Origin of the sequence: Mycolicibacterium tokaiense, from assembly GCF_010725885.1 — a bacterium.
Lineage (GTDB): Bacteria > Actinomycetota > Actinomycetes > Mycobacteriales > Mycobacteriaceae > Mycobacterium > Mycobacterium tokaiense.
Genome location: NZ_AP022600.1, coordinates 1,938,041 through 1,964,450 on the forward strand (window position 1 = coordinate 1,938,041; position 26,410 = coordinate 1,964,450).

Here is a 26,410-nt window from a genome sequence, read left to right on the forward strand (position 1 = left end):
CATGACACAGGTACTGGAGACCGAGAAACAACACCGCATCACCCTCAACCGCGTCGCACCCGAATTCTTCGAAGCGATGATGACCATTTCGGCGGCAGCGCAGAAGGGCATCGATCCGCGGCTGGCCGAGTTGATCAAGATTCGCGCCTCCCAGCTCAACCACTGCGCGTTCTGCCTCGACATGCACAGCCACGACGCCCGCAAGAACGGCGAAACCGAGCAGCGCATCTATCTGCTCTCGGCGTGGGAGGAAGCCGGTGACCTCTACACCGAAAAGGAGCAGGCGGCGCTGGCGCTCACCGAGGAGATGACCGACCTGACCCGCGGCGCGCACGTCTCGGACGCGGTGTATGCCAGGGCCGCATCGGTTTTCACCGACGCAGAGCTCGGTCAGGTGATCGCCATGGTCACCGTCATCAACGCCTGGAACCGGATCAGCGTCAGCACCCGGGTGGCGCCGCCGCACCGGCACTGACCTTCGGCCTCACCTGAGAAGCCCCGCGGCCCTTCCGGTCGCAGGGCTGGTGGGCGAAGATGGCGGCATGGATGATGCGGTGACCGCGCTCGACGACGAGACCAGCTGGAACCTGATCTCGGGTGTGCACCTGGGCAGGCTGGTGACCGTCATCGAGGGCTGGCCCGAGATCTTCCCGGTGAACTTCGTGGTGCAGCGCCGCACCATCCTGTTCCGCACCGCCGAGGGCACCAAGCTCTTCGGCGCGGTGACCAATGACCAGGTGTTGTTCGAGGCCGACGATCACACTGTGGCCGAGGGCTGGAGCGTGATCGTGCGGGGCACCGCCAAGGTGCTGTTCGCCGCCGACGACATCGCCGACGCCGAGCAGGCCGGTCTGTATCCGTGGACCGCCACGCAAAAGCTCCGGTTCGTCCGCGTGACGCCGGGTGACATCACCGGCAGGCGTTTCGTTTTCGGGCCTGAGCCGGACTGACGTCAGCCCGCGTGGAGTGCCGGCGGCAACGCGCTGCGCACTCGGTGCCGGGCGGCGCTGACGGTGTCTTCGACCTGGCCGCGGACCGACGACACGGTGGCCAGCACGCCGTGCCATTCCTCGTCGAACACCTCGCGCACGTCCTCACCCCGGGCGGCGGTGGACGCGACCAGGAACGCGGCGTCGAAAGCCGATGCCGCGACGGCGCCCTGCGCCCGGATCGCCGAGCCGGCGAGTTCGGCGGTGCTCACGATCACTGCGTCCGGCAGGGCCGACTGCGTGTTGACGTATGAGCCCACCGCGGCCCGGATGCGGCTGCCGCCTTCGATCGCGGCGTCGGCCAGGGCGTCGCCGGTCAGGCCGAACGCACTCGGCAGCGTGGTCCCGTCCCGCAGCGCGTGGATGACGGCGGCGGGCGACTCGACCAGCGCGGCGGTGACGTCGGTGGCCGCGTCGGTGAGTTGCGCGCTCAACGTCCTGCACGCGATCAGCTGACGCTCGAGGAACCCTCGCACCAGCACGGTGTCGCGTTCGTCCTCGTCCTGGAACTCCGCTTCGTCGGTCTCGCCCATGCGCCCATTGAACGGTCCGTACCCCAATTCCCGGTGGCGCTGAGGTGACCATCTCGGCGTCTTTCGGCGACGGCGGGATGACTCTGTCTCAGGAGCCGGCCCCTGCCTCAATGTCACACCCCGCTGGCATAATCGCACGTATGTTCGAAGAACTTCCGGATCCGGCGACCTGCGGGGAATTGACCCCCATGGAGCTGGTCTCTGCCATCCGGGAGTACCACATCGCGGTGGCCACCAGCACCGCCCGCGTCTGGGCGTTCACCGCCAAACTCGTGGCCGCGCGGGAAGCCGAGGCCGCCGACGAAGAGAAACTCTGGGTCTATGACCCCTGGTCCGGAGCCCGAGATGAAGTCGCCGCCGCCATGGGCCTGAGTCCCCGGCGAGCCTCGGGGCAGCTGCGCATAGCCGAAGCCCTGACCCTGCGGCTACCCAAAGTCGCGGAATTGTTGGAACGCGGGATGATCGACCCCCGCGTGGCTGCCAGCATCGTCTACCGCACCGAGCTGGTCACCCCCACCGCCCAACCTGTCATCGACGCCGAGATCGCCAACCGTGCCGCCCTGTACACCACCTACTCGGATAACGACGTCGAGTTGGCGGTCGATGCGATCATCGAAGAGCACGACCCCGACGCCGTCCGCCGCTACCGCGACGCCACCAAAAGCCTGGATGTGCAGTTCGGCAAACCCGACGACGTCACCGGCACCGCCTCGGTGTTCGGCCGGATCCTGGCCACCGACGCCGAACTGGCCGCCCGCGTGCTCGACGCCATGGCCGCCACGGTGTGCCAGCATGACCCTCGCACCAAAGGTGAACTGCGCCACGCCGGCTTCGGGGCGGTGTTCCGCGGCCACGACCGCCTGGTCTGCCAGTGCGGCAACCCCGACTGCCTCGCCGCGAGCATTCCGTCGAAGGTGACGTCGATCGTGGTGCACATCCTCGCCGAGGCCGGCACCCTGGATGCCGCCCTGGCCGAAGTCGCCGCCGCCCAACACTTCCACCACAACAGCGACCCGGACGCTCCGACGGTCGACCTCGAAGCAATCGCCCGCGACGCAGACGCCGCTACTCCCGACAACGGCAACGGCAACGGCGACAGCCACGACACCCCGCCGCCACCCGAGACGGGATACCACGTCTACCTCACCCCACCTGTCGACAACAGCGATGACGGCGACAACGACGGCGAGGATCCCCCGTGGGCCGCACCCGGACCCGGCACACCACCACCCCCGCCACCGGATCACCCAGACAACGGCACCGCCGCCACCCCCGACACCGCCGAGAGCGACGGCGACGCGTCAGACCCCGCGACCCCCGAAACCCCCGACGCCCGTCACCTTGGCACCGCGGATTCGCCTGCCGCCCTCACCTGCCCACCGGCAGTCAGCACCGGCGGACACATCATCCCCACCCTGCTGCTCGCCGAACTCATCCGCACCGGCGCCACCATCGAACTGCTACCCCCACCCGCAGCTGAGCCCGAACCGCACTACCAGTTCTCCGACCAACTGCGCCGCTTCATCAAGCTCCGCGACCTACGCTGCAGCTTCCCCGGCTGCACCCGCACCGCCGAAAAACTCGACATCGACCACACCATCGCCCACGCCGACCACGGCCACACCCACCCCTCCAACGGCAAACTCCTCTGCCGCGAACACCACCTCGCCAAAACCTTCCCCACCACCGCCGGCACCTGGACCGACGAACAACTGCCCAACGGCGACATCTACTGGACCGCCCCCACCGGCCACTCCTACCTCACCGAACCCCGCAGCCGCATCCTGTTTCCGAACTGGGACTTCACCACCAGCACCATGCCGTTCATCCACCCCAACACACGACGCCGCACCACCACACCCACCGCACCCATGCCCACCCGCCAACGCACCCGCCAACAGGATCGCGCACAACGCATCACCACCGAACGCGAACACAACGCACTACTCCGCGCCCTCGACCACGGCCCACCGGTCCGGTCGCCGTTCCGATGACCGGGTCAGACCCAGTAGGGGACCCGCGCCCGGTACTGCCGCATCGCGAACGCGGTGACCGTCCAGCCGACGATGGTCAACACGATGACCACCACCCAGTGGTGCAGCTGCTGGTCAGCACCCAGCAGAGGTGCGCGCACGATGTCGACGTAGTGCAACAGAGGATTGAACTCGATGATCTTGGCCCAGCCGCCCGCGCCTTGATCGCGCAGTGTCTGGTCGTTCCAGATGATCGGCGTCATGTAGAACAGCAACTGCACCAGGCTGAACAGCAGCGGGCTGATGTCGCGATAGCGAGTGGCCAGAATGCCGAAACACAGCGCCACCCAGATGCAGTTGAGCACGATCAGCGCCAGTGCCGGGATGAACATCAGATCGGTCCAGGTCCAGGGCTGCGGGAAGATGATCGCGATGATCACGAAGATGATGATGTTGTGCGCGAACAGCAGGACCTGCCGCCACACCAATCGGTAGACGTGCACCGACAGCGGCGTCGGGAGCTGTTTGATCAGCCCCTCGTTCGCCACGAAGACGTCCGCCCCTTCGAGGATCGCGGCGTTGATCAGGTTCCAGATGATCAGGCCCAGCGTCACATACGGAAGGTGCACCGCCAGTTCGAGATTGAACAGCTTGGAATACAGCCCGCCGAGCGCCACAGCCATGGTGCCGGTGGCGATGGTGATCCAGATGGGGCCCAGCACGCTGCGCCGGTAGCGCTGTTTGATGTCCTGCCAGCCCAGGTGCAGCCACAGCTCGCGCTTACCGAACCCGTCCACCAGGTCGCGTCGCGCCCGATAGAACGTCTTGGATTGCGCCGCCGCGTCGACGAACGTCATCGCCCGAACCTTTCCCGTCTGCCCAACCGCCGCAATCTGATCCATTCCCGCAGCCCGGCGGGGTCGCGCCGGGAGACCAGGAAGAACCAGCCGAACCGCACCCACTCCTGCGGTATCAGCTTGCGCAAGCCGGGCTGCGACAGCAGGTAGCCGCGGTTGCGGTAGGTGAAGAACCTCTTGGTGGCGTCATCGGGGAACTGCGTGTGCATCCGTCCACCGAGAATCGGTTTGAACTCGTCGCCGCCCTGGGGGTGGACGTACACCGCTTCCAGGCAGGTGCCGAACGGCACGCCGGAGCGCACCAGTCGCCGGTGCAGCTCCACCTCGTCGCCGCGAACAAACAATCGAAGATCCGGCACTCCAACAGCTTCCAGGGTGGCGGCCCGGAACAGCGCGCCGTTGAACAGTGAGGCGATGCCCGGCAGCAGATCGCCGCCGTCGGTCCGCAGCTCCTCGACCCGGCGCCGCCAGACCAGCCCGCGGCGCAGGGGAAAGGCCAACCGGCTCGGGTCGTCGAGGTCGCACACCATCGGCGACACCTCGCCCAGCCCGTGTTTGTGGGCGCAGGCCATCAGTGTGGCCAGCACGTCGGGACCAAGGGGCCGGCCGTCGTCGTCGGCCAGCCAGATCCAGTCGGCACCGCCAGCCAATGCGTGCAACATGCCGAGTGCGAAACCGCCTGCCCCGCCCAGGTTTCGGCGTGATCCCAGGTAGGTGGTGGGCACCGGTTGCCCCTCGACCAGCTGCCGCACCGCGTCGTCGTCGTCGTTGTCGACGACGATCAGGTGGTCCGGCAACCGGCTCTGGGTGGTCAGCACGCCCAGCGATGTCGCCAACTGCTCGGGACGACGATGGGTGACCACCACGGCGTACACCGTGTCGGTCACGTTCGATCCCGGGCGTTTTCTTCGAGGACTTCGCGCACGTGCCTGGCGGCGTCGGGGCCTTCGTAGGCGCCCACCACCTCCTCGATCCCGCCGGACATCCGAATGGTGCCGTGGTCGATCCACATCGCGGTTTTGCACAGCCGTGCCAGGAACTCGTTGGAGTGACTGGCGAACACCAGGATCCCGGACCGCTCCACCAGGGCGGCCAACCGAGTCTGCGCTTTCTTGAGGAACTCGGCGTCCACCGCACCGATGCCCTCATCCAGCAGCAGGATCTCAGGGTCGATGCTGGTCACCACGCCCATTGCGAGGCGCACCCGCATACCGGTGGAGTAGGTGCGCAGCGGCATGGACAGGTACTCGCCGAGCTCGGTGAAGTCGGCGATCTCATCGACTTTGGCCAGCATCTGCTTACGGGTCTGTCCCAGGAACAAGCCGCGAATGATGATGTTCTCGAACCCGGAGATCTCCGGGTCCATCCCGACCCCGAGGTCGAACACCGGCGCCACCCGGCCGCGCACCGTGGCCGAGCCGCGGGTGGGTTCGTAGATCCCGGACAGCAGACGCAACAGCGTGGACTTCCCGGCTCCGTTGTGGCCGACCAAACCCACGCGGTCGCCCATCTCCAGCGACAGCGTGATGTCGCGCAGCGCCTCGATGACGACGACGTTGGAGTCGTTACGTCCGATGGTCCCGCCGGCCTTGCCGAGAAACGCCTTCTTCAGCGACCGGGACTTGGCATCGAAGATCGGGAACTCGACCCAGGCGTCACGGGTCTCGATGTGTGGTCGAGTGGGTGAACTCACGGCGGTGGCTACAGGTATTGCCCGGTGCCGGGGTGCTGTCCACCGCGTTGCTGGCCGGGTACGGCCACACCGGGCGGCAACGCACCCTGGCGCATCTGCTCCAGTTGTGCCCGGGCGGCCATCTGCTGGGCGAACAGTGCGGTCTGGATGCCGTGGAACAGGCCTTCCAACCAACCCACCAGCTGGGCTTGGGCGATTCGCAGCTCGGCGTCCGACGGCACGGCGTCGTCGCCGAAGGGCAGCGCCAAGCGCTCGAGCTCGTCGCGCAGCTCGGGGGCCAGCCCCTCCTCGAGTTCGGCGATGGAGGTCTTGTGAATCTCGCGGAGCCGGTTGCGGCTGGCATCGTCCAGCGGAGCGGCCTTCACCTCTTCGAGCAGTTGCTTGATCATGGTGCCGATCCGCATGACCTTGGCCGGCTGTTGCACCAGATCGGTAACCGACTTGTCCTCGTCGGTTCCAGCCAGGCCGGGGTCCACCCCGATGATCTCGATGTTGTCGTCGTCCGTGCTCACGTCGTCACTGTTCCTTTGCGCCATTGGTCTGCCGCTGTTGTGTAGCGACACTAGTCCGTGGCACCCACACCGCCGTGCTGCGACCGTCGCACGCGCATCTGCCGGCTAGCAGCATCGCGCTGTCAGCAAATCGGAAAAGGCACACTTGCACCACAGATGACCTGTTGGCAATCTTCATCCAGTTAGCGCTCCGCAGTGCGAGGACACTGGACTAGTATTGCTCGCGAGGTGACCCGGTTCGGTCAGCGGCGGTGCGGGTGAGCGCCGCCCGTCTACCACCGGACCGATACCCAGAACTTCTGACGACCTTCTAAGGTGGCTCGCATGGCATTTGACGTCGCCCGGGTGCGTGGTTTGCATCCATCTTTGGGCGACGGCTGGGTCCACTTCGACGCCCAGTCCGGAATGTTGGTCCCCGATTCGGTGTCCACCACGGTGTCCACGGCATTTCGTACCTCGATGGCCAGCGCGGCCGGTCCGCATCCCTCGGCCCGCCGCAGCGCCGCCCTGCACGACGCCGCCAGGCAGGCGGTCGCAGATCTCGTCAACGGCGACCCCGAGGGTGTGGTGCTGGGCGCCGATCGCGCGGTGCTGCTGACGTCCCTGGCGGATGCGTCGTCGTCCCGAGCGGGTCTGGGGTACGAGGTGGTGGTCACCCGGCTTGATGACGAGGCCAACATCTCGCCCTGGCTGCGCGCCGCCAATCGTTACGGCGCGAAGGTCAAGTGGGCCGAGGTCGACATCGAGACCGGTGAGCTGCCCGAGTGGCAGTGGGAAGGCCTGATCACCAAGCCCACTCGGCTGGTGGCCATCGCGTCGGCATCGGCGACGTTGGGCAGCGTCGTGGATCTGCACCCGGTGAGCAAGCTCGCCCACGAGATCGGTGGGCTGGTGGTGGTCGACCACACGGCGGCCGCCCCGTATCGCCTGGTCGACATCCAGGAATCCGACGTCGACGTGGTGGCGCTCAACGCCGTCGGCTGGGGTGGCCCCCCGATCGGTGCGCTGGTGTTCCGTGATCCCGCCCTGATCGACACATTCGGCTCGGTGTCGATGAATCCGTACGCGACGGGCCCGGCCCGCCTGGAGATGGGGGTGCACCAGTACGGCCTGCTCGGCGGTGTGGTGGCCAGCATCGAGTACCTGGCCGGTCTGGACGAGTCGGCCACTGGCAGCCGGCGCGAAAGACTGGCCGTGTCAATGCAATCCGCGTCCGCCTACCTGGACCGGATTTACGACTACCTGTTGACGTCGCTGCGCTCGCTGCCGCTGGTGATGGTCTTGGGCGCTCCCGAGGACCGCATTCCAGTGGTCAGCTTTGCGGTGCAGAACGTACCCGCCGAGCGGGTGGTGCAGCGCTTGGCCGACAACGGTGTGCTGGCCATTCCCAATGCCAACTCCCGCGTGCTCGACGTCATCGGGGTCAACGACGTCGGCGGAGCTGTCACCGTGGGTCTGGCGCACTACTCGACGATGTACGAGGTGGACCAGTTGGTCCGTGCGCTGGCCAGCCTCGGTTAAACCGCCAGCAACACCTTCCCGGTCACCTCGCCGGACTCCAGGAGCCGGTGCGCCCGCCCGGCTTCCGCAATCGGCACCGTGGCACCGATGATGGGACGCACCTGCTCGTCGGCGATCATCGGCCACACCGACTCTGCGACGGCCGCCACGATGGGGCTCTTCCCGGTGGCGCCGCCGATGTGTCGCCCGCGCAGGGAAGTCCCGATCACCCTGGCCCGCTTGGTGATCAGCGCGCCCAGGTTCAGCTCGCCCTTGACCCCGCCCTGCATGCCGATCACGATCAACTGCCCGTCGAGGGCCAGCGCATCGACGTTGCGGCTCAGGTAGGACGCCCCCATGATGTCGAGGATCACGTCCGCGCCCTCGCCGCCACTGGCCTCCTTGACCCGGCTGACGAAGTCCTCGTCGCGGTAGTTGATGGTCAGTTCGGCGCCCAGATCCCGGCACAGCTGTAGTTTCTCGGGGGACCCGGCGGTGACGGCGACGTGGGCGCCCAGGGCTCGCGCCACCTGGATGGCGTGGGTGCCGATCCCGCTGGCGCCCCCGTGGATGAGCACCCACTGGCCGGCGGACAGGTTCGCGGTCATCACCAGGTTGGACCACACCGTGCAGGCCACTTCCGGTAGCGCGGCGGCTTCCTGCAGTCCGATCCCACGCGGCAGGGGGAGCACCTGACCGCGGGGCACTGCAACGTACTCCGCGTATCCACCTCCGGACAGCAAAGCGCAGACTTCTTGCCCGATTTGCCAGCCCGTGGTCGAGTCACCCAGCCCCACCACGGTGCCGGACACCTCGAGGCCGAGAACCGGGCTCGCACCCGGTGGCGGCGGATACTTGCCCGCGACCTGCAGCAGGTCAGCGCGGTTGACGCCCGCGCAAGTGACCTTGATCAGGATCTCCCCGTGATCAGGTGCCACATCGGGCACCTCTCCCCAGGTCAGCTCACCGGACGGTTCCACGACAACGGCACGCATATTTGTCAACCTACTACCTGGAAGTTCGGGCTACCTGGGCGGGCGATATCGCTTACCATCAGCTGATGGAGGGGATGATTGCCGGGCGTACCGCAAGCGATATGCCAGGGCTCGACATCGCGGAAGAGAGGGCGTGGCAACACTTCCTCGACTCGGCGCTTCGGATGTACGCCGCGTTGAACCGGGGGCTCACGGATTCACACCAGCTGACGCTCAGTGACGTGCGCCTGTTGGACATCCTGGACCGCTCGCCCAGCGGCTCCGCCCGCATGGGCGACCTGGCCCAGGCGCTGCTGTCCTTGCCCAGTCGAGTGACACGGCAGATCCGGCGGCTGGAGAAGCAGGGGCTGGTGCGGCGCATGGCCAGTCCCGACGACGGCCGCGGGGTGCTGGCCGCCATCACCGACGAGGGCAGGCGGGTGGTCCGCGAGGCGATGGTCACCTATTGCAACGGGGTGCGCACGCACTTCCTGGGCCAGCTCTCGCGTCCGCAGATGGCCGCGATGGGCGAGAACTGCCGCCGCATCAGCACTGCGCTCAAACACGTCGACCGTCCGGGGAAATTCGGCCGGGCCTGAGCCGCTACGCTTGTCGGCGGTGGCGTGGCAGAGCGGCCTAATGCACTCGCCTTGAAAGCGAGAGACGGCTAACACCGTCCGGGGGTTCAAATCCCTCCGCCACCGCTCTTCGGCCCGGTCGAAAAGCGTTGTGCTGCATCGGCTGCTATTCGCCGGTGAACTCCGGTGGCCGCTTGGCGAACATCGCGGAGATGCCCTCGGTCAGGTCCTTCGACGGCAGGAACGCCGAATTCCAGGCCGCCACGTAGCGCAGGCTGGCAGCGACGTCGGCGGTGCGCTGCTCGTCGAGCACGTCCTTGATGCCCTGGACCACCAGTGGGGGATTGCCGGCGATCTCGGCCGCAGTGGCGCGGGCGGCGGCCAGTGCGGCGTCGGCGTCGTCGTACACGTCGTTGACCAGACCGATCTTCTCGGCGCGGGCGGCGGTGATGTCCTTGCCCGTCAACGCCAGTTCCCGCAGGTGGCCGTCGGACAGGATCCGCGGCAGCCGGGCCAGGCTCCCGACATCGGCCACGATCGCCAGCTTGACCTCGCGCACCGAGAACTTGGCGTCGGCGCTGGCATAGCGAATGTCCACGGCGCTGATCAGGTCCACGCCCCCGCCGATGCACCACCCGTGCACCGAAGCGATGGTGGGGGTGCGGCAGTCGGCCACCGCGGTGATGGAGTCCTGCATGGTCTTCAGTCGCGCGTGGAAGTCGGCGCGGGGCCGCGCCAGGGCGCCGTCGGCCATCATGGGGCCCAACGTGTCACCCATCGCGGCCAGGTCCAGCCCGTAACTGAAGTTCCTGCCCGAACCCGTCAGCACGATGGCCCGCACCTGCGGGTCGGCATCCAGCGCGCGGAACACCACGGGCAACTCGTTCCAGAAGGCCGGGCCCATGGCGTTGCCCTTGCCCGGCCCCAGCAGCGTCACCTGCGCCACGTGGTCGGTGATGTCGACCGACAGCGATTCGTACACCTCACCCATTCCGCCAGGCTAACTGGTTGGTTGGGCGCTGCGGATCAGGGTCCGGCGAATCCGAGCAGAACCTCTTTGAGATCCGCTTCGGGGATGGCCTGGCAGATCACCTGCGCGAGCCCGAAGACGAACACCGGCTGCTGGACGTTCTCGTCGGCCAGGATCTCGTCGATGACGGCCCGGCGGTCCTTCTCACTGAGATCGGCGAACTCGGCGCAGGTCATGCCGTCCACCCGCACCGGTTCGGTGGTCTGGGCCACCACGCCGTCGACGGTGGTGGCGCAGCCCGTGAGGACAGCGACCGCGGCCAGCAGCGCGAGCAGGAACCGCTTCATCGGTTCGACGCTAGTGCCTGTCGGGGAGCGGGCATAACGTGACACCATGGCCGATCCCACGTACACGCAGACGTTCACCCCGCCCGTCGATGAACTGGCGTGCGCCGAAGCCACGCTCACCGTGCTGCACGACGCGGTCCGTCCACTCGCCCGGGACGACATGTCACGTTCGACACCGTGCTCGGAATTCGACGTCGCCGCGCTCACCGACCACCTGATGTCCTCCATCACCACCCTCGGCGGCGCGGCCGGGGCCGAGTTCCCGCAGGACTCCCCGGACGATGCGGTGGACCGCCGGCTCGTCATGGCGGCCCGCCCTGCGCTCGACGCCTGGCACCGGCGGGGCCTCGAGGGAACGGTGGACCTGGGCCCCGGGGCGTTCCCGGCCCGCTCCGCGGTCAACATCCTGGCGCTGGAGTTCCTGGTGCACGGGTGGGACTACGCGCGCGCCGCCGGCCGCGACCTCGAGGTGCCCGACACCCTGGCGGGCTATGTGCTCGACGCCGCGCGGGACATCATCACCCCGGAGGGCCGTTCGGCTGTCGGCTTCGACCAGCCGGTCCAGGTCGGCGACGACGCGTCCGATTTCGCGAAGCTGCTGGCCTTCACCGGGCGGAAACCCTAGATCCAGCCGCGGGCGAAGTCGAGAAAGACGTCGTTCTCGTGCGGCGCACCGATGGTGACCCGCACGCCGTCGGTGCCGTAGGGGCGCACCAGCACCCGGGCGTTGGCGGCCTGCTCGACGAAGTCGGCGGTGCGTTGGGGCCCCAGCGGCAGCCACACAAAATTGGCCTGCGACTCCGGGAGCTCATATCCCGCGTCGCGGAGCGCGGCACTCACCCGGGCTCGCTCGGCCACCACGGCATCGGTGCGGGCCATCAGTTCGTCGGCTGCCTGGATCGAGGCGATGGCCGCGGCCTGGCTGAGGCTGGTCGCGGTGAACGGCACGTAGACCTTGCCCAGCGCGGTGATGATGTCCGGGTCGCCCACCGCGTAGCCCACCCGTGCGCCGGCCAGCCCGTAGGCCTTCGAGAAGGTCCGCAGCACAACCACGTTCGGGTGGTTGCGCACCAGGCCCAGGCTGTCGGGCACCAGGCCGTCGCGGATGTACTCCACGTAGGCCTCGTCGATTGCGATCAGGATGTCGCTGGGCACCGCCTCGACGAACGCGGCGAGCTGGTCCGGATCCACCACCGTCGACGTCGGGTTGTTCGGATTGCAGACGAAGATCAACCGGGTGCGGTCGGTGACGGCGGCCAGCATCGCGTCGAGGTCGTGGGTGTGATCTTTGAGCGGAACCTGCACCGGGGTGGCGCCGGCCACCCGCACCTGCAACGGGTACACCTCGAATGCGCGCCAGCCGAACATCACCTCGTCGCCCACCGTCGCGGTGATTTGAATCAACTGCTGGCACAGGCTCACCGAACCGCAGCCGGCCGCGATGTTCTCGGGCGCGAACCCGACGTGTTTGGCCAGGTGTTCTCTCAGCTCGACGTATCCGTTGTCGGGGTAGCGGTTCAGGGTGTCAGCGGCGTTCTCGATGGCCTTTCGCACGCTCGGCAGCGGCCCGTCAACAGTCTCGTTGCTGGCCAGCTTGATGGCGCCGGGCACGGTTTTGCCCGGTGTGTACGCCGGAAGATCGGCCATCAACGGGCGCAGTCGGGCGGTCATTTGGTCAGCATATGTGAGTACCTGTACGCTTCTCCCTCGGCGGTTCCGGTGCTACCAAGACGGTCCGGTAATCTCCAAGGACGTTCAAGGAGGCGTGCCAGAGCGGCCGAATGGGACTCACTGCTAATGAGTTGTCCGTCTTAAAGCGGACCGGAGGTTCAAATCCTCTCGCCTCCGCCACATAACTGAATAGGTAGTACCCAGCGCCCGTAGCTCAACGGATAGAGCATCTGACTACGGATCAGAAGGTTAGGGGTTCGAATCCCTTCGGGCGCACCACGCATCTTTCTCCGGCGGCTCGCCGGGCATCAATCAGTTAGCTGTTCCGGCGTTTCCGGTGCGCTATCTTGAGCTCTCCTGAAATTGGCGGAGGGGTCAACAGCGTGGCGCGTCGGACCGGTCATCACCGCTGGCTGCAGTTGGGCGCCGCCTCGGCCGGTTTGGGCGCGGCGTTGCTGGGGGTGGGCGTCGCGGGCTTCGCGGCCGCGGACACCGAGAGCCCATCGGCCGCCAGCGCCACCCATACCGAATCCAGCCCCGCGAAGTCGGAGCCATCCGAGTCGGAGTCGGAGTCGGAGTCGGAGTCCGGCGCATCGGACACCTCGGCGCCTTCTGACGCCGAGGAACGGGAAACCGACGAGGACGACGTCGAAGCTGAGTCCAGCGATCGTGACCGTGACCGTGACGAGGAGCCCGAGGCACCGGCCGTTGTCGACGCGGACGAGTCCGTCGAGGCCGAGGACGACACCGACGTCGCAGAGGAAGACTCCCCACCCGTCGAGGCTGCGCCCGCGGCGGTGTCCGGCTCCGAGCGGCCGTGGGCGACGGTGCAGGCGCCGGCGCCCCGGCGCGACCCGGTCGAGAACCTGGTGCGCTCCCTGGTGGCCGGACTGCCGACGCCGGTACGCCGGTCGCTGTTCAACGAGGCGCCGGAGGTCGGCGGCCAGGTGATGCTCGGTGGGGCCGCCGGCGAGGTGATCACCGGCCGTGTCGAGGCGGTGGACCCCGAGGGTGACCGGGTGGTTTACCGGCTCGGTGCACGCCCGGCGGCGGGCAGTGTGGTCCTCGGCGCCGACGGCGCCTGGACGTACACACCGGGGGTCGGCTTCGACGGAGTCGACACGTTCGTCATCGTCGCCGACGACACCGGCTCGCACATCAACCTTCTGGACGTCTTCTGGGCACCGGGCACCCGGTCATCGGTGCTGGTGAACCAGGGGGCCGTCACCTTCGACTTCTCCTACACCACCGGCGCCGAGCACTGGACCGCTGACCGCCGAGCCGCGCTGACCTCCGCGGCAGTGCACTTCGCGGACAACTTCGTGGTGCGCAAGCGGGTGCGCTTGGACTACGAGGTCACCGGCTGGGAGTCGGCCGGCACCGGCGTCCTGGCCAGCGCGAGCAGCGGACTGACCGTGCCTGACGACGACTTCCTGGAGACGTGGGTGCAGAGCAAGCTGCGCACCGGAGTCGACCCCAATGGTGCTGCGGCGGACGGCGTCATCAACTGGAACTTCGCCTACCCCTGGGCCATCGGCGCCACGGTCGCACCCGACGAACTCGACTTCACCACGGTCGTGATCCACGAACTCATGCATTCGTTCGGGCTCCTAACCATGGTGCAGGCAGCGGGCGCCAACACCGGCAGGTACTGGACCGTGTACGACAGCTTCATCTCGGACAGCGCGGGAACCCGGGCCGTCGGCGCCGACCTCACCTGGAATTCGGCGCTGGACCCGAATCTCACCGGCGGCAACGGTGGCCTGTACTTCACGGGACCCAATGCTGTTGCAGCGCAGGGATCACCGATTCCGTTGTATGTCCGGGGTCCGTGGACGGCGAGCAATGTTGCGCATGTCAGTGACGACCTGGACGAGGTGATGAACGCCGGAGTAGACCGCGGGCCCGGCGCCCGCGTGCTCAGCCCGGTGATGGTCGGGATCCTGCGCGACCTCGGTTATGTGGTCATCACCCGCCCGGCAGCCTAGGTCACACCCGGATGTGCCGGGCTGCCACCGAGAGCCGGTGTAGCTGAAAACGCATGGGCGACAGCCGCGGTCGACCCAGCTTCAGTCCGACGTCGTCGGCAACGGCCTCCACTACCTGGTCCAGTGTCCGGTCGTCGGTGGGCACGTGGGTGGCGAACCGGGGGTCGGCCAGTTCGGTGACGCAGCGGTCGATCTGCCGCATGGCCCAGGTGCCGTCGCCGCCGAACACCCGGCTGCCGAGTGCCTCGAGGCGCGTCCCGAGGCGGGCCTGCAGCGTCGCCGGAGAGGCCACCAGCGTGACGTGCCGCAGGTCCACTTCGGTGCGCAGGGCGCCGACGATCTCGTCGAAATAGTCGGCGCGCACGATCGTCATCGGCACGATCACCGGCCCGTCGGCCGCCTGCTCGGTAGCACGCAGCGTTGCCACCACCGCCGCGCGCCACCCCGGCAGGTCCTGGAAATCGTCCCGCGCCGCCGCCGGGAGCATCTTGTGCATCGCGAACCCGATCAGCTCGGGATCGGCGACGTGGCTGCCCGGGAGGCGACGGTGCAGTTCGTGGGCAGTGTGGGTCTTGCCCGCGCCGAAGGCCCCATTGATCCAGATCAACACGGTCTCGACGGTACCGATGATCTAGGAGAACACTCCCGAGTAGGCGTTGAGCGCGGGCTGGCCACCCAGATGTGCGTACAGGACCGTCGAATCCCGGGAGATGGTGCCGTCTTTCACCAGATCGATCAGCCCGGCCATCGACTTGCCCTCGTACACCGGGTCGATGATCATGCCTTCCAGCCGCCCGGTCAGCGTGATCGCGTCCAGCGTGGACTGCACCGGGATGCCGTAGAGGTCGCCGGCCCAGCCCTCGAGCACGGTGATCTCGTCGTCGCGCAGCTCCCGCTCCAGACCGATGAGCGACGCGGTGTGCCGCGCGATGCGCTCCACCTGGGCCCGCGTTTTGTCGAGGGTGGCGGAGGCATCGATGCCGAGCACCCGCCGCGGCCGATCCTGCCCGGCGAACCCGGCGATCATGCCGGCGTGGGTGGAGCCGGTGACGGTGCAGACGACGATGGTGTCGAAGAAGACGCCGAGTTCGGCCTCCTGCTGCGCCACCTCATAGGCCCAGTTGGCAAAACCCAGGCCGCCGAGGGGATGTTCGGAGGCGCCGGCGGGGATCGGGTACGGCTTGCCCCCGGCCTCCTCGACTTCGCGCAGGGCCTCTTCCCAGGAGGAGCGGATGCCGATGTCGAAGCCGGCGGGGTCCAACCGGACATCGGCGCCCATGATGCGGGAGAGCAGGATGTTGCCCACCCGGTCGTTGACGGGATCGTCCCAGTCCACCCACTTCTCCTGTACCAACCGCGCCTTGAGGCCCAGCTTGGCGGCCACCGCGGCCACCTGGCGGGTGTGGTTGCTCTGGTAGCCGCCGATGGAGACCAGGGTGTCGGCGCCCTGGGCCAGCGCGTCGGGGACGATGTACTCCAGTTTGCGGGTCTTGTTGCCCCCGTATGCCAAGCCGGAGTTGCAGTCTTCCCGTTTGGCCCAGATCTGCGCCCCGCCGAGGTGCCGGGTCAGCCGCTCCAGCGGGTGCACGGGGCTGGGCCCGAAGGTCAGTGGGTATCGTGGGAAATCGGAGAGTGCCATGAAATGCAATATATCGCACTATCCTGTTTGACAAAATCCCCTGTGAAAGGCAGAAATGCTGTATGCCGGTACCCCAGAAGACCGCGCCCAAGCGGCAGCTGCTCCGTGATGACGCGTTCAACGCCATCCGGGCGGCCATCGTCGACGGCACGCTGGAGCCCGAAGAAAAGCTGATCGACACCGAACTCAGCGCCTGGCTGGGCGTCAGCCGCACTCCGATCCGGGAAGCACTGGCCCGGCTGGAGGCTGCCGGGCTGGTGCAGACCCGCCCCGGTCGCTACACCATGGTCAGCCCGCTGGACATCCGGGCGCTGCAGGACGCGCAGTCGGTGGTGGCAGCCATGCAGGAGCTGGCCGTGCGCGACGCGGTTCCGGCTATGACGGACGAGCACATCGAGGCCATGCGTCTGGCCAATGACCGATTCAGCCTCGCGCTGCGCGCTCAGGATGTGGACGCAGCGATCGCCGCTGACGACGAGTTCCACGCTGTGGCAGTGGATCTGTGTGCCAACGCCGCGGTCGCCGCGGTGCTGGACCAGTACATGCCGGTATTGCGCCGGATGGAACGGGCGCGTTTCTCCGCGTTGGTCGGGCGCTCGTCGGTGGACCAGCATTCCGAGATCATCACTCTGGCGGAGGCGGGTGACGCCGAGGGCGCCGGCCGCGCGGCGCGGCTGAACTGGATGACGCTGCAGCCTGAATGACGCCTCAGGTGATGGTGAAGCCGCCGTCGACGGTGATGGTCTGGCCGGTGACGTAGCCGCCGGCTCGCGATGCCAACCACACCGCACTGGCGGCCAACTCGGCGGGGTCGCCGGTGCGGCCGAGCACCACACGCGCCATCTGGGTGTCCAGATAACCGGGCTTGTACTCGTCGGTCATCTCGGTCTTGAAGAATCCGGGGGCCAGGGCGTTGACCCGAATCCCCTTGCGGGAGCCCCACTGTTGGGCCAGATCGCGGGTCAGGCCGATGACGGCCGCCTTCGACGCGGCGTAGGCGGCCTGCGGCAACCCAGCGGTGGTGATGCCCAGGACGCTGGCGATGTTGATCACCGAACTGCCCGGCTGCATCACCCGGGCGCACGCCTGCGCCATCCAGTACGAGCCGTCGAGGTTGACGTCGACCACCTTGCGGAACTCGTCCGGGGTCTCCCGGGTGGCGGGGACAGCGGTGCCGATCCCTGCGTTGTTGATCAGCACGTCGACCCGCCCGAACGCCTCCATGGTGGCGTCCACCAGCGCCTGGCAGGCATCGGGATCGGAGACATCGGTGCCGACGGTGATCGCGCGGCGGCCGGCAGATGTCACCAGAGCCGCTGTGTCGGAGAGTCTTTCGACGCGTCGGGCGCCGAGGGCGACGTCGGCGCCGGCTTCGGCGAACGCCTGCGCGAAGGCCACGCCGAGTCCGGAGGATGCGCCGGTGACGATGACCACCGCATCGTCGAGCCGAAACGTGTCGAGAATGGTCATGACGGACTCCTCAGTGCTTGCCGGGCGATCGCGTACTTGTGCACCTCGGTGGGCCCGTCGTAGAGCCGGAAGGCGCGGATGTCGGAGAAAATGGCCCCCACCGGGGTTTCGTCGGAAATGCCGATGCCGCCCAGGATCTGGACACACCGGTCGGCGACCTTGAACAGTTCCTCGGAGACCATCGACTTCACCATCGACGACTCGTGCCTGCCCTTGGCGCCCTGGTCCAGGGTCCAGCAGGCCCACCAGATCGCCAGCCGGCACTGCTGCAGTGCGATCTCGTTGTCGGCGATCATGAAGCCCACACCCTGGTGCTCACCCAGCGGCTTACCGAAAGCCGTTCGGGTGCGGGCATGTTCGACGGCGATGGCGTGGGCGCGGGACGCGGCGCCGAGCCAGCGCATGCAGTGGGTCAGCCGGGCGGGCGCCAGCCGCAGCTGGGCGTAGCGGAACGCCTGACCGATCTCACCGAGCACCGCCGAGGCGGGCAGCCGCAGATCGTTGAACACCACCACGCCGTGGCCCTCGACGTAGTTGCGGTCCATGGTGTCCATGATGCGTTCGATCTCGATACCCGGGGTGTCGCCGTCGCAGAGGAACAACGTGGGGCCGTCGGCGCCGGAGGAGTTGGGGGCCACCCGGGCCATGATGATCCAGGTCCGTGCACCGCGTGCACCGGTGATCAGCCACTTGCGGCCGTTGATCACGTAGTCGGTGCCGTCGAAGATCGCTTCGGTGGCAAGCTGATTGGGGTCGGACCCGGCACCCTCGGGTTCGGTCATCGCGAACACCGATCGCTGTCGCCCCTCGACCACCGGCACCAGGAACTCCTCGGTCTGGGCGGGGTCGGCGATCTTCGACAGCAGGAACATGTTGCCCTCATCGGGAGCAGCGCAGTTGAGTGCCACCGGACCGAGCGTCGACCAGCCCGCCGCCTCGAAGAGCACGGCCTGCTCTACATGGGAGGGCTCACGGCCGCCGAGTCGGCGGGGCGCCTGGAAGGTGAGCAGACCCGCGTCGCGGGCCAGGCCCACCAACTCGGTGCGCAGATCCTCGTTGGGTCCGTGCCGGGTGACGCGGGGGTCGGTCTCGTACGGCACGACCTTGTCGGCCACAAAGGCGCGCACCTTGTCGCGCAGGGCCGCCAGTTCGTCGGGGATCTCGAAGTCGATCACAATCCGCCCTCCATGAATGTCTGTGCGCGGTCGAACAACCGCAGGGTCGCGGTGTGCAGCAGATCGCCGATCTCCTTGGGGGCCTTGCCGGCACACGCGCGGGCGTGGGTGCCTTCCAGGATGACACCGAGCTTGAAGCACGCCATGGCCGCATACCAGGTGATGTTCGACAGGTCGCGGGAACTGTTGCGGCCGTAGTACTCCACGATCTCGGCGGGGGTGGCCAGTCCGCCGGCCTTCATCAGTGCGTGCTCCAGCACCTCGCTCTCGCCGGGTAGGTGCCAGGTGGCCATCATCCAGCCGAGATCGAGCAGTGGGTCGCCGATGGTGCACATCTCCCAGTCGACGATGGCCACCACGTCCGGCCCGGTGGGCGAGAACATCACATTGGCCGAGTGGTAGTCGCCGTGCATGATGCCCGGCGTCCAGTGCGTGGGCAGGTGTGTCTGCAGCCAGGTCGACACCTCGGCGAAGCCGGGGATCTGCGCACCGGGGTAGTTGTCGAAGCTGCTGTAGGACTCCAGTTCTGCGGTCCACCGGGGCACCTGACGTTCCAGGAATCCGTCCGGTTTGCCGAAGTCGGCCAGTCCGACCGCCACGTGGTCCACGGCGCCGAGTCGGGCCAGCGCGTCGGCCATGGACAGGCCCATCCGGTAGCGGATCTGCGGGTCGCCGGCGTGCAGATCCGGCAGCGCGGCACCGGCATTGAAGCCGTCGACGGGCTCCATCAGGTAGAACACCGCGTCCCCGAGTACGGAGGTGTCATCGCACACGGCGATCAGGCGGGGGTGGGGGACGTCGGTGTCGGCCAGCGCCTGTAGCACCGTGGTCTCGCGCAGGATCACCTTGTTGCTGACCGGTCGCAGGTGCAGCGGGCCGCGCCGAAACACATATGGGCGCCCGGAGCGCTCGAAACGCAGCATCACGTTCTGGGTGCCGCCGGTGATGGGCGTGACGGCGGTCAGCGGGCCGTCGCCCAGCCCGTGTTCGGTCATCCACGGGCCCAGCGCTTCGGGGGCTTCCACAGTCGCGAACCTACCGTACGGTTGGTCGACGATCGGGACTGCCTCGATTCCGCTGCTCCGGTTGACGAGTGATCCACAACACCCCACACTGACAGTCATGCGCAGTCAGAAACCCACACAGGCGGGCATCTGACGTGCTGCCGGTCGAACGTCACGAAGCGATCGTGGAGGCGGTCAGCGCCGCGCAAGCGGTCAGCACCGATGAGCTGGTCCGCCGACTCGGGGTGTCGGCGGAAACCGTGCGGCGCGATCTGGCCCTGCTCGAAGGGAAGGGCGCGCTGCGCCGGGTACATGGCGGCGCCGCCCCGGTGGAGAGCAGGCGCGTCATCGAGCCGTCCTACACCGAGCGGTCCATGATCCGGCACCAGGCGAAAGCCCAGCTGGCGCGGCTGGCAGCCGGCCTGCTGGAGAACGGACAGACCGTCGTCATCGACATCGGCACCACCGCGGTGGCGGTGGCGCAGGCCATTCCCCGCAGTTTCACCGGCACCGTCGTCACGCCGTCGTTGCCCGTCGCGATCGAGTTGACCGAGCGCGCCGGGGTCGAGGTCCTGCTTGCCGGCGGGCGGGTCCGCCCGGGAGACCTGGCCTGCTCCAGCGCCCACGCCAAGGCGTTCTTCGCCGACATCTACGCCGACATCGCGCTGCTGGGTTCCGGCGGGGTACATGCCGAAGCCGGCCTCACCGACTTCCACCTCGACGAGATCGACGTGCGGCGCACCATCATCGCCAACAGCGCGCGCAGCTACATCCTGGCCGACTCGTCCAAGGTCGGGCAGGTGGCGCCCTACCGGGTGTGCCCGCTGCGCTCGGTCACCGGCCTGATCACCGACACCGACACCGACGCGGGGGTGGCCGCCGCCTTCGCCGAGACGGGAGGGGTGGTGCTCTCAGCACGTCCGTGAGACGGGTGCGGGCGGCGTTGCAGCGCCGCCCGCGGGACCGAACCAACTCGACCGCACAGTCACAGCCAGTCAGAAAGCCCGATCCGATGACCCATTCTTCCAGACAATCCGAACCCGACGGCGTGGCCCAGTTCGGCTACACCGAATCCCTCGAACGCTCCACCGGTCGCTTCGCGTCCTTCGCCGTGGCGTTCGCCTTCGTCTCCATCGCCACCGGCATCTTCACCACCTACGGCAGTGTGCTGGGCAGCTCCGGACCGATGGGCATCTGGACCTGGCCCATCGTCATCGTCGGGCAGTTGGCGGTGGCCCTGCTGCTAGGCGCGCTGGCCGCCCGCATCCCCGTCACCGGCTACGCCTACCAATGGGTGTCGCGGCTGGCCAACCCGATCCTCGGCTGGATCACCGGGTGGATCTCGTTCACCTTCCTGGCGATCGTGGTGGTCGCGGTCGACTACACCGTCGCCTCCACCGTGGTGCCCGCCCTGTTCGACTTCGAAGGCACCGCGGCTACCGCATTCTTGATCACCGCGGGCGTGCTGCTGCTGCAGGCACTGCTGGTGGGGCTGTCCATGAAGTGGACCGAACGGGTGAACAACTTCGCCGTCACCGCCGAACTGATCGGCATGGTGGCCCTGGTGGTACTGCTGTTCATCGTGGGAGTGGCCGCGCACAAGCTCTCGGCGGACAACCTGTTCTCCACCGGAGCTGTTCCCGCCGAAGGCTATTGGAGCTTCGGCACCGCCACCGCCGCCGGCCCGTGGATGCTCGCCTTCCTGCTGGGCGCATTCACCATCGTCGGGTTCGAGTCGGCGGCCAACCTCGCCGAGGAGACCAAACGCCCGGAAATCGTGGTGCCGCGGGCCATGTGGCAGGCCGTCCTGGCCTCCGGCGTGCTCGGGTTTCTGTTCCTGCTGGTGGTCACGGCCGCCGTCGACGACCCGGTGGCCTTGGCCGAATCCGGGACCCCGATCGCCGACGTCATCCGCGACATCCTGGGCTCGTTCGTGGGCACTGCGCTGCTGGTGCTGGTGGCCATCGCCATCTTCGCGTGCGGCCTGGTGATCCTGCTGTCCGGGGTGCGCCTGGTCTGGGCGATGTCGCGTGACCAACGGTTCCCCGGCTGGCAGGCCCTGAACAAGGTCAACGCCAGGACCAAGACGCCCCTGAACGCCACCATCGCGCTCACCACCATCTCCGCGGTCATCCTCGGCATCTTCTCCACCAGCACCGACGCCCTGTTCAAGCTGTTCGGGGCCGCGACGCTGCTGCCCGCGGTCATCTACGCCATCACCGTCGTGCTCTATATCGCCACCCGCCGTAAGCTGCCGCCCAGCGCCGGATTCAACCTGGGCCGCTGGGAGGTGCCGATCATGGCCGTCGCGGTGATCTGGCTGGTGTTCGCGCTGTCGCTGTTCCGCGACGCGTCATTCCGCGACCCGTGGTTGTACGTGCTGGTCATGGTGGCCATCGGCGCCTGCTATCTGGGCTACCTGCTGGTGACCCGCGGCAAGGACGGATTGCGCATGCCGGACATGCACTCCATCGACGCCGAGCTCGACAGTCAGGGTTCACGTTGACGGTGTTGGCGATCGACCAGGGCACCTCGGGGACCAAGGCCATCGTGGTCGACGACTCCGGGGCCGTGGTGGGGCTCGCCGAGATCCCGGTGCATCCGGTCTATCTCGCCGACGGCGGTGTCGAGCAGGACCCCGGTGAGCTCCTGGAGTCCGTGCTCGGCGCCGGCCGTGCCGCCGTGGCGCAGGCCGGCCGGCGCATCGACGCGGTGTCGCTGGCCAATCAGGGCGAGACGGTGCTGGCCTGGGATCCCGACACCGGCAGCCCACTCAGCCCGGCCATCGTCTGGCAGGACCGGCGCGCCGAAACCGTATGTGCCGCAGTGCAGGACCATGGTGACGAACTTGCCGCGCGGACCGGTCTGGTGCTCGACCCGTACTTCTCGGCGCCGAAGATGGCCTGGCTGCGCCGCGCCGTCACCACCGAGGGCGTGGTCACCACCTCCGACACCTGGCTGCTGCATCAGCTCACCGGGGCCTTCGTCACCGACGCCACCACGGCCAGCCGCTCTCTGCTGACCGACCTCGGCGTGCCCGGGTGGAGCCATGATCTGCTGGCGCTGTTCGGACTCACCGACGAACGCCTGCCCGCGATCGTGGGCAACGACGAGATCATCGGCACCACAGCGGCGTTCGGAGACGAAGCACCCGTCGGCGGCGTCGTGGTGGACCAGCAGGCCGCCCTGCTCGCCGAATCCTGCCTGGACCCCGGGACCGCCAAGTGCACGCTGGGCACCGGGGCGTTCCTGCTGGCCAACACCGGCGGCACCGGGGTGCGCTCGAGCGCGGGCCTCACCACATCGGTGGCGTGGCGGATCGCCGGCCGGGACACCTTCTGCGTGGACGGCCAGGTCTACACCGCGGCCTCGGCAGTGAAATGGCTGACCGCCCTTGGTGTCATCGCCGATGCCGGGGAAATGGACCGGGTGGCCGCCGCGGATGCCGGGTCGGTGATGTGTGTCCCCGCCCTCGCCGGGCTCGCCGCGCCGTGGTGGAAGCCGCACGCCACCGCCACGCTGGCCGGCATGACGCTGTCCACCGAGCGTGGACATCTGGTGCTGGCGGTGCTGCAGGGCATCGCCGCGCAGATCGCGGAACTGGTCACCGCCATCAACGCCGACACCGGCGCACCGCTGACCCGGCTGCGGGTCGACGGCGGGCTCACCCGATCGAGCGTGCTGATGCAGGCCTGCGCCGATCTGATCCAGGTGCCGGTGGACGTGTATCCCTCGCCGCATGCCACCGCCCTCGGTGCCGCCGGCCTGGCGACACTGAGCCTGCACCCGGACCGCCCGCTGGGCAGCGTGATCCCGGACTGGTCACCGGCGGCGACCTTCGACCCGGCGTGGAGCGGTGACCGCGCCACCGAATTCCGTTCGCAATGGCGATTTTTAGCTGATAGGACGTTCCAGTGATTCATGATGTGGCCGTCATCGGCGCCGGCATCGTCGGCTCGGCCGTCGCCCGGGAGCTTTCCGGGCACCGGGTGTCGGTGGCCCTGCTGGAGGCCCGCGACGATGTGGGTGACGGCACCAGCAAGGCCAACACGGCGATCCTGCACACCGGGTTCGACGCCACGCCCGGCACGCTGGAGTCGGAACTGGTGCGCCGCGGTTACCGACTGCTCTCCGACTACGCGCAACAGACCGGTATTCCGGTGGAACACACCGGCGCTCTACTGGTGGCCTGGGACCAGGAGCAACTCGACGCGCTCGCCGGACTGCGGGACAAAGCCGAGGCCAACGGTTACCACCGCTGCGCCATCGTCGACGCTGCCGAGGTGTACCGCCAGGTGCCTCACCTCGGTCCCGGCGCGCTCGGCGGGTTGACGGTCCCCGACGAGTCCATCATCTGCACTTGGACGGTGAACCTGGCGCTGGCCACCGATGCCGTCAACCGCGGTACAACGCTGCTGACCGGGCACCGGGTCGAATCCGTCTCCCGCAGTGGTGATCTCACCACCTTGGGGACCACCGGGGGGACCGTGCGGGCCCGCTGGGTGGTCAACGCCGCAGGGCTGGGCGCCGACAAGGTCGACGCCCTGTTCGGCCACCGCCGCTTCACCGTCACCCCGCGGCGCGGGGAACTCATCGTGTACGACAAATTGGCCCGCGCCCTGGTCGACAAGATCGTGCTGCCGGTGCCCACGTCGCGCGGCAAGGGCGTCCTGGTGAGCCCGACCATCTACGGCAACGTGATGCTGGGTCCGACGTCAGAGGACCTCACTGACCGCTCCGCCACCGCCACCTCCGAGACCGGGTTCGAGTTCCTGCTCGAGAAGGGACGCGTCCTCATGCCGGAACTGCTGGCCGAAGAGGTGACGGCCACCTACGCCGGGCTGCGGGCGGCCATCGACCACCCCGACTACCTGATCGACACCGACGCAGAACAGCAGTACCTGCTGGTGGGCGGCATCCGGTCCACGGGACTCACATCCGGGATGGCGGTGGCCGAGCATGTCCGTGACCAGTTACTCTCAGCGGGAATGGAATTGGTGACACGGACCGATCTGCCCGATCCGCCCGCCATGCCCAACCTGGGTGAGGCCTTCCCGCGGCCCTACCAGCAGGCCGACCGGATCGCCGCCGACCCGGCGTACGGCCGCATCGTCTGCTTCTGCGAGCGGGTCACCGAAGGCGAGGTCCGCGACGCCTGCCACTCGGTGATCCCCCCCACCACCCTGGAGGGGCTGCGCCGACGCACTCGCGTGATGAACGGCCGCTGCCAGGCCTTCTTCTGCGGCGCCGAGGTGCAGGCGCTGCTGGAGGGGAACCGGTCATGACCTACGACGTCGCCGTCGTCGGCGGTGGCCCGGCCGGGCTGACCGCCGCCACCGCACTGGCCGATGACCTGAATGTTGTTGTGCTGGAACGTGAAAGTGTGGCCGGCGGTATCCCGCGGCACAGTGACCATCCCGGATACGGGATCCGGGACCTGCGCAGGTTCCTCAGCGGCCCCGAATACGCGCGCCGGCTGGTGGACCAGGCCGCCCGCGCCGAGATCCGCACCGACACCATGGTCACCGGCTGGGCCGGCGAGCGCACGCTCGAGATCACGTCGCCGCGCGGGCGGGAACAGCTCACGGCCCGCGCGGTGGTGCTGGCCACCGGCGCCCGGGAAAGACCCCGCCCGGCGCGGCTGATCCCCGGTGACCGCGGCGCGGGTGTCTACACCACCGGGCACCTGCAGAACGTCGTGCATCTCAAGCACGGGACGGTCGGCAGGCGCGCGGTTGTGGTGGGTGCCGAGCTGGTGAGCTACTCGGCGGTGCTCACCCTCAAGCACGCCGGTTGCGCCACCGTGCTGATGACCAGCGAGCACGCCAGGCCGGAGTCCTACGCGGTGTTCAATGCGGCCGGACGCACGCCCGCGTTGGGCGCGCGGGTGGCCACCCGCACCCGCGTCACCGCCATCCTGGGCAGCCCGACCGTCCGGGCCGTCGAGATCGAGAACATCGACACCGGCGCCCGCCGCACCGTCGACTGCGACACCGTGGTGCTCACCGGGGACTGGATCCCCGACCACGAATTGGTGCGCGCCGGTGGTCTGGCCCTCGATCCCGGCACGCTGGGGCCGACGGTGGACACCGCCCTGCGCACCAGCCGGCCGGGGGTGTTCGCCATCGGCAACCTGTGCCATCCCGTCGACACCGCCGACATCGCCGCCCTGGACGGCCGGCATGTCGCCCGGCAGGTCCGCGACCACCTCGATGGCCGCCGGTCCGCCGGTGACGGCATCCGCATCGAGGTGGCCGCGCCTCTGCGCTGGGTCTCACCCACGCTGCTGCGCCCCGGTGATCCGGCGCCGTCGCGCGACCGGCTGCTGGCGTGGACCGATCAGCTGGTCCGGTTCCCGACGGTGACCGCGCGGCAGCGCGGCGTCGAGATCGGGCGTCGGCGGCTGCCCTGGCCGGCGGCGCCCGGCCGGGTGTTCCGCATCCCGTCGAGCCTGCTGGACCGGGCCGACCGGCACGGCGGGCAGGTGGTGATCGAAGTTCGCTGACGGGTTTACCCGACCGGTGCTTCGGGCACAGA

27 protein-coding genes and 3 tRNA genes are annotated in these 26,410 nt (G+C 68.2%); 16 read left to right on the forward strand and 14 right to left on the reverse strand.

What is annotated here, in order from left to right:
* Position 1: 1 nt before the first annotated feature.
* A complete protein-coding gene (locus G6N58_RS09215; protein WP_115278936.1) occupies positions 2-475 on the forward strand; it encodes a carboxymuconolactone decarboxylase family protein in 474 nt (157 codons plus the stop codon).
* A 67-nt stretch (positions 476-542) separates the two neighbouring features.
* Complete coding sequence (locus G6N58_RS09220; protein WP_068914461.1) at positions 543-950, forward strand: pyridoxamine 5'-phosphate oxidase family protein; 408 nt, start codon at positions 543-545, stop codon at positions 948-950.
* A 2-nt stretch (positions 951-952) separates the two neighbouring features.
* On the opposite strand, the gene G6N58_RS09225 is transcribed toward G6N58_RS09220, so the two are convergent.
* Complete coding sequence (locus tag G6N58_RS09225; RefSeq protein ID WP_115278935.1) at positions 953-1,522, reverse strand: hypothetical protein; 570 nt, start codon at positions 1,520-1,522, stop codon at positions 953-955.
* A 140-nt stretch (positions 1,523-1,662) separates the two neighbouring features.
* On the opposite strand from G6N58_RS09225, the gene G6N58_RS09230 reads away from it, so the two are divergent.
* Positions 1,663-3,516 (forward strand): HNH endonuclease signature motif containing protein, encoded by a 1,854-nt coding sequence (locus G6N58_RS09230; protein ID WP_163908041.1) that lies wholly within the window; start codon positions 1,663-1,665, stop codon positions 3,514-3,516.
* 5 nt (positions 3,517-3,521) lie between these two features.
* Here the strand turns inward: G6N58_RS09230 and wzm are convergent, their stop codons facing one another.
* From wzm to G6N58_RS09250, 4 genes are read right to left on the reverse strand one after another with little or no spacing between them, the layout of a single operon-like run.
* A complete protein-coding gene (gene wzm, locus G6N58_RS09235) occupies positions 3,522-4,352 on the reverse strand; it encodes a galactan export ABC transporter permease subunit Wzm/RfbD (protein WP_115278933.1) in 831 nt (276 codons plus the stop codon).
* Positions 4,349-5,239, reverse strand: coding sequence for a galactofuranosyltransferase GlfT1 (gene glfT1 / locus G6N58_RS09240; protein ID WP_115278932.1), 891 nt, complete (start codon positions 5,237-5,239; stop codon positions 4,349-4,351). The genes wzm and glfT1 overlap by 4 nt, the downstream gene beginning before the upstream one ends.
* On the reverse strand, positions 5,236-6,045 hold the full coding sequence (gene wzt, locus G6N58_RS09245; RefSeq protein WP_068914466.1) for a galactan export ABC transporter ATP-binding subunit Wzt/RfbE: 810 nt from the start codon (positions 6,043-6,045) through the stop codon (positions 5,236-5,238). Before wzt ends, glfT1 begins: the two co-directional genes overlap by 4 nt.
* Positions 6,046-6,053: 8 nt before the next feature.
* Positions 6,054-6,581: a bacterial proteasome activator family protein gene (locus G6N58_RS09250; protein ID WP_068914467.1), complete on the reverse strand. Its 528-nt coding sequence runs from the start codon at positions 6,579-6,581 to the stop codon at positions 6,054-6,056.
* 300 nt (positions 6,582-6,881) lie between these two features.
* On the opposite strand from G6N58_RS09250, the gene G6N58_RS09255 reads away from it, so the two are divergent.
* On the forward strand, positions 6,882-8,078 hold the full coding sequence (locus G6N58_RS09255) for a cysteine desulfurase-like protein (protein WP_068914468.1): 1,197 nt from the start codon (positions 6,882-6,884) through the stop codon (positions 8,076-8,078).
* Here G6N58_RS09255 and G6N58_RS09260 read toward each other — a convergent pair.
* Entirely contained in the window at positions 8,075-9,052 is a 978-nt protein-coding gene (locus tag G6N58_RS09260; RefSeq protein WP_115278931.1) for an NAD(P)H-quinone oxidoreductase, read from the reverse strand. The genes G6N58_RS09255 and G6N58_RS09260 overlap by 4 nt on opposite strands.
* Before the next feature lie 65 nt (positions 9,053-9,117).
* Here G6N58_RS09260 and G6N58_RS09265 point away from each other — a divergent pair, with 65 nt between their 5' ends.
* The gene (locus tag G6N58_RS09265) at positions 9,118-9,630 is read left to right on the forward strand and encodes a MarR family winged helix-turn-helix transcriptional regulator (protein ID WP_115281619.1); all 513 of its coding nucleotides are present in this window, start codon (positions 9,118-9,120) and stop codon (positions 9,628-9,630) included.
* Positions 9,631-9,648: 18 nt separating this feature from the next.
* Positions 9,649-9,735 (forward strand) — tRNA-Ser (locus G6N58_RS09270).
* Positions 9,736-9,775: 40 nt separating this feature from the next.
* On the opposite strand, the gene G6N58_RS09275 is transcribed toward G6N58_RS09270, so the two are convergent.
* Both G6N58_RS09275 and G6N58_RS09280 read right to left on the reverse strand, forming a co-directional pair.
* The gene (locus G6N58_RS09275) at positions 9,776-10,600 is read right to left on the reverse strand and encodes a crotonase/enoyl-CoA hydratase family protein (protein ID WP_068914471.1); all 825 of its coding nucleotides are present in this window, start codon (positions 10,598-10,600) and stop codon (positions 9,776-9,778) included.
* Between the two features lie 35 nt (positions 10,601-10,635).
* Positions 10,636-10,926, reverse strand: coding sequence for a hypothetical protein (locus tag G6N58_RS09280; protein ID WP_115278930.1), 291 nt, complete (start codon positions 10,924-10,926; stop codon positions 10,636-10,638).
* 46 nt (positions 10,927-10,972) lie between these two features.
* Between G6N58_RS09280 and G6N58_RS09285 the strand changes: the two genes are divergently transcribed.
* Complete coding sequence (locus G6N58_RS09285) at positions 10,973-11,551, forward strand: TIGR03086 family metal-binding protein (protein ID WP_068914473.1); 579 nt, start codon at positions 10,973-10,975, stop codon at positions 11,549-11,551.
* Here G6N58_RS09285 and hisC read toward each other — a convergent pair.
* Complete coding sequence (hisC, locus tag G6N58_RS09290) at positions 11,548-12,597, reverse strand: histidinol-phosphate transaminase (protein ID WP_115278929.1); 1,050 nt, start codon at positions 12,595-12,597, stop codon at positions 11,548-11,550. The genes G6N58_RS09285 and hisC overlap by 4 nt on opposite strands.
* Positions 12,598-12,685: 88 nt before the next feature.
* On the opposite strand from hisC, the gene G6N58_RS09295 reads away from it, so the two are divergent.
* The 3 genes from G6N58_RS09295 to G6N58_RS09305 all read left to right on the forward strand — a co-directional run bounded on the left by G6N58_RS09295 (position 12,686) and on the right by G6N58_RS09305 (position 14,585).
* Positions 12,686-12,777 (forward strand) — tRNA-Ser (locus G6N58_RS09295).
* Between the two features lie 23 nt (positions 12,778-12,800).
* Positions 12,801-12,876 (forward strand) — tRNA-Arg (locus G6N58_RS09300).
* Between the two features lie 104 nt (positions 12,877-12,980).
* Positions 12,981-14,585, forward strand: a complete 1,605-nt coding sequence (locus G6N58_RS09305; RefSeq protein WP_115278928.1) for an Ig-like domain-containing protein — start codon at positions 12,981-12,983, stop codon at positions 14,583-14,585.
* Between the two features lies 1 nt (position 14,586).
* Here G6N58_RS09305 and G6N58_RS09310 read toward each other — a convergent pair whose 3' ends face one another.
* Together G6N58_RS09310 and G6N58_RS09315 are read right to left on the reverse strand one after the other, a co-directional pair.
* Positions 14,587-15,195: an AAA family ATPase gene (locus G6N58_RS09310; RefSeq protein ID WP_115278927.1), complete on the reverse strand. Its 609-nt coding sequence runs from the start codon at positions 15,193-15,195 to the stop codon at positions 14,587-14,589.
* Positions 15,196-15,216: 21 nt separating this feature from the next.
* On the reverse strand, positions 15,217-16,224 hold the full coding sequence (locus G6N58_RS09315; protein WP_068914476.1) for a 1-aminocyclopropane-1-carboxylate deaminase: 1,008 nt from the start codon (positions 16,222-16,224) through the stop codon (positions 15,217-15,219).
* A gap of 62 nt (positions 16,225-16,286) precedes the next feature.
* On the opposite strand from G6N58_RS09315, the gene G6N58_RS09320 reads away from it, so the two are divergent.
* Complete coding sequence (locus G6N58_RS09320; RefSeq protein WP_115278926.1) at positions 16,287-16,928, forward strand: GntR family transcriptional regulator; 642 nt, start codon at positions 16,287-16,289, stop codon at positions 16,926-16,928.
* Between the two features lie 4 nt (positions 16,929-16,932).
* Here the strand turns inward: G6N58_RS09320 and G6N58_RS09325 are convergent, their stop codons facing one another.
* Genes G6N58_RS09325 through G6N58_RS09335 form a run of 3 tightly spaced genes read right to left on the reverse strand, consistent with a single transcriptional unit; the run spans position 16,933 to position 19,864 of the window.
* Positions 16,933-17,694: an SDR family NAD(P)-dependent oxidoreductase gene (locus G6N58_RS09325; protein WP_115278925.1), complete on the reverse strand. Its 762-nt coding sequence runs from the start codon at positions 17,692-17,694 to the stop codon at positions 16,933-16,935.
* On the reverse strand, positions 17,691-18,869 hold the full coding sequence (locus G6N58_RS09330) for an acyl-CoA dehydrogenase family protein (protein ID WP_115278924.1): 1,179 nt from the start codon (positions 18,867-18,869) through the stop codon (positions 17,691-17,693). The genes G6N58_RS09325 and G6N58_RS09330 overlap by 4 nt, the downstream gene beginning before the upstream one ends.
* Entirely contained in the window at positions 18,866-19,864 is a 999-nt protein-coding gene (locus G6N58_RS09335; protein ID WP_115281618.1) for a phosphotransferase family protein, read from the reverse strand. The genes G6N58_RS09330 and G6N58_RS09335 overlap by 4 nt, the downstream gene beginning before the upstream one ends.
* Positions 19,865-20,028: 164 nt before the next feature.
* On the opposite strand from G6N58_RS09335, the gene G6N58_RS09340 reads away from it, so the two are divergent.
* The 5 genes from G6N58_RS09340 to G6N58_RS09360 all read left to right on the forward strand — a co-directional run bounded on the left by G6N58_RS09340 (position 20,029) and on the right by G6N58_RS09360 (position 26,378).
* Complete coding sequence (locus tag G6N58_RS09340; RefSeq protein WP_068914480.1) at positions 20,029-20,799, forward strand: DeoR/GlpR family DNA-binding transcription regulator; 771 nt, start codon at positions 20,029-20,031, stop codon at positions 20,797-20,799.
* Positions 20,800-20,885: 86 nt separating this feature from the next.
* The gene (locus G6N58_RS09345) at positions 20,886-22,379 is read left to right on the forward strand and encodes an amino acid permease (protein ID WP_068914481.1); all 1,494 of its coding nucleotides are present in this window, start codon (positions 20,886-20,888) and stop codon (positions 22,377-22,379) included.
* Positions 22,376-23,791, forward strand: coding sequence for an FGGY family carbohydrate kinase (locus G6N58_RS09350; RefSeq protein ID WP_115278923.1), 1,416 nt, complete (start codon positions 22,376-22,378; stop codon positions 23,789-23,791). Before G6N58_RS09345 ends, G6N58_RS09350 begins: the two co-directional genes overlap by 4 nt.
* Complete coding sequence (locus G6N58_RS09355) at positions 23,788-25,158, forward strand: NAD(P)/FAD-dependent oxidoreductase (protein ID WP_163908043.1); 1,371 nt, start codon at positions 23,788-23,790, stop codon at positions 25,156-25,158. The genes G6N58_RS09350 and G6N58_RS09355 overlap by 4 nt, the downstream gene beginning before the upstream one ends.
* Positions 25,155-26,378, forward strand: a complete 1,224-nt coding sequence (locus G6N58_RS09360) for an NAD(P)/FAD-dependent oxidoreductase (RefSeq protein WP_115278922.1) — start codon at positions 25,155-25,157, stop codon at positions 26,376-26,378. Before G6N58_RS09355 ends, G6N58_RS09360 begins: the two co-directional genes overlap by 4 nt.
* The last annotated feature ends 32 nt before the right edge of the window (positions 26,379-26,410 follow it).

Bases quoted from the DNA above. Each gene is read 5' to 3' on its own strand.
- wzm (WP_115278933.1), bottom strand. From the start codon at position 4,352: ATGACGTTCGTCGACGCGGCGGCGCAATCCAAGACGTTCTATCGGGCG.
- G6N58_RS09215 (WP_115278936.1), top strand. From the start codon at position 2: ATGACACAGGTACTGGAGACCGAGAAACAACACCGCATCACCCTCAAC.
- G6N58_RS09285 (WP_068914473.1), top strand. From the start codon at position 10,973: ATGGCCGATCCCACGTACACGCAGACGTTCACCCCGCCCGTCGATGAA.
- G6N58_RS09250 (WP_068914467.1), bottom strand. From the start codon at position 6,581: ATGGCGCAAAGGAACAGTGACGACGTGAGCACGGACGACGACAACATC.
- G6N58_RS09260 (WP_115278931.1), bottom strand. From the start codon at position 9,052: ATGCGTGCCGTTGTCGTGGAACCGTCCGGTGAGCTGACCTGGGGAGAG.
- G6N58_RS09325 (WP_115278925.1), bottom strand. From the start codon at position 17,694: ATGACCATTCTCGACACGTTTCGGCTCGACGATGCGGTGGTCATCGTC.
- G6N58_RS09360 (WP_115278922.1), top strand. From the start codon at position 25,155: ATGACCTACGACGTCGCCGTCGTCGGCGGTGGCCCGGCCGGGCTGACC.
- G6N58_RS09230 (WP_163908041.1), top strand. From the start codon at position 1,663: ATGTTCGAAGAACTTCCGGATCCGGCGACCTGCGGGGAATTGACCCCC.
- G6N58_RS09280 (WP_115278930.1), bottom strand. From the start codon at position 10,926: ATGAAGCGGTTCCTGCTCGCGCTGCTGGCCGCGGTCGCTGTCCTCACG.
- G6N58_RS09225 (WP_115278935.1), bottom strand. From the start codon at position 1,522: ATGGGCGAGACCGACGAAGCGGAGTTCCAGGACGAGGACGAACGCGAC.
- G6N58_RS09320 (WP_115278926.1), top strand. From the start codon at position 16,287: ATGCCGGTACCCCAGAAGACCGCGCCCAAGCGGCAGCTGCTCCGTGAT.
- G6N58_RS09255 (WP_068914468.1), top strand. From the start codon at position 6,882: ATGGCATTTGACGTCGCCCGGGTGCGTGGTTTGCATCCATCTTTGGGC.
- G6N58_RS09345 (WP_068914481.1), top strand. From the start codon at position 20,886: ATGACCCATTCTTCCAGACAATCCGAACCCGACGGCGTGGCCCAGTTC.
- hisC (WP_115278929.1), bottom strand. From the start codon at position 12,597: ATGACCGCCCGACTGCGCCCGTTGATGGCCGATCTTCCGGCGTACACA.
- G6N58_RS09275 (WP_068914471.1), bottom strand. From the start codon at position 10,600: ATGGGTGAGGTGTACGAATCGCTGTCGGTCGACATCACCGACCACGTG.
- G6N58_RS09220 (WP_068914461.1), top strand. From the start codon at position 543: ATGGATGATGCGGTGACCGCGCTCGACGACGAGACCAGCTGGAACCTG.
- G6N58_RS09335 (WP_115281618.1), bottom strand. From the start codon at position 19,864: ATGACCGAACACGGGCTGGGCGACGGCCCGCTGACCGCCGTCACGCCC.
- G6N58_RS09265 (WP_115281619.1), top strand. From the start codon at position 9,118: ATGGAGGGGATGATTGCCGGGCGTACCGCAAGCGATATGCCAGGGCTC.
- G6N58_RS09315 (WP_068914476.1), bottom strand. From the start codon at position 16,224: ATGGCACTCTCCGATTTCCCACGATACCCACTGACCTTCGGGCCCAGC.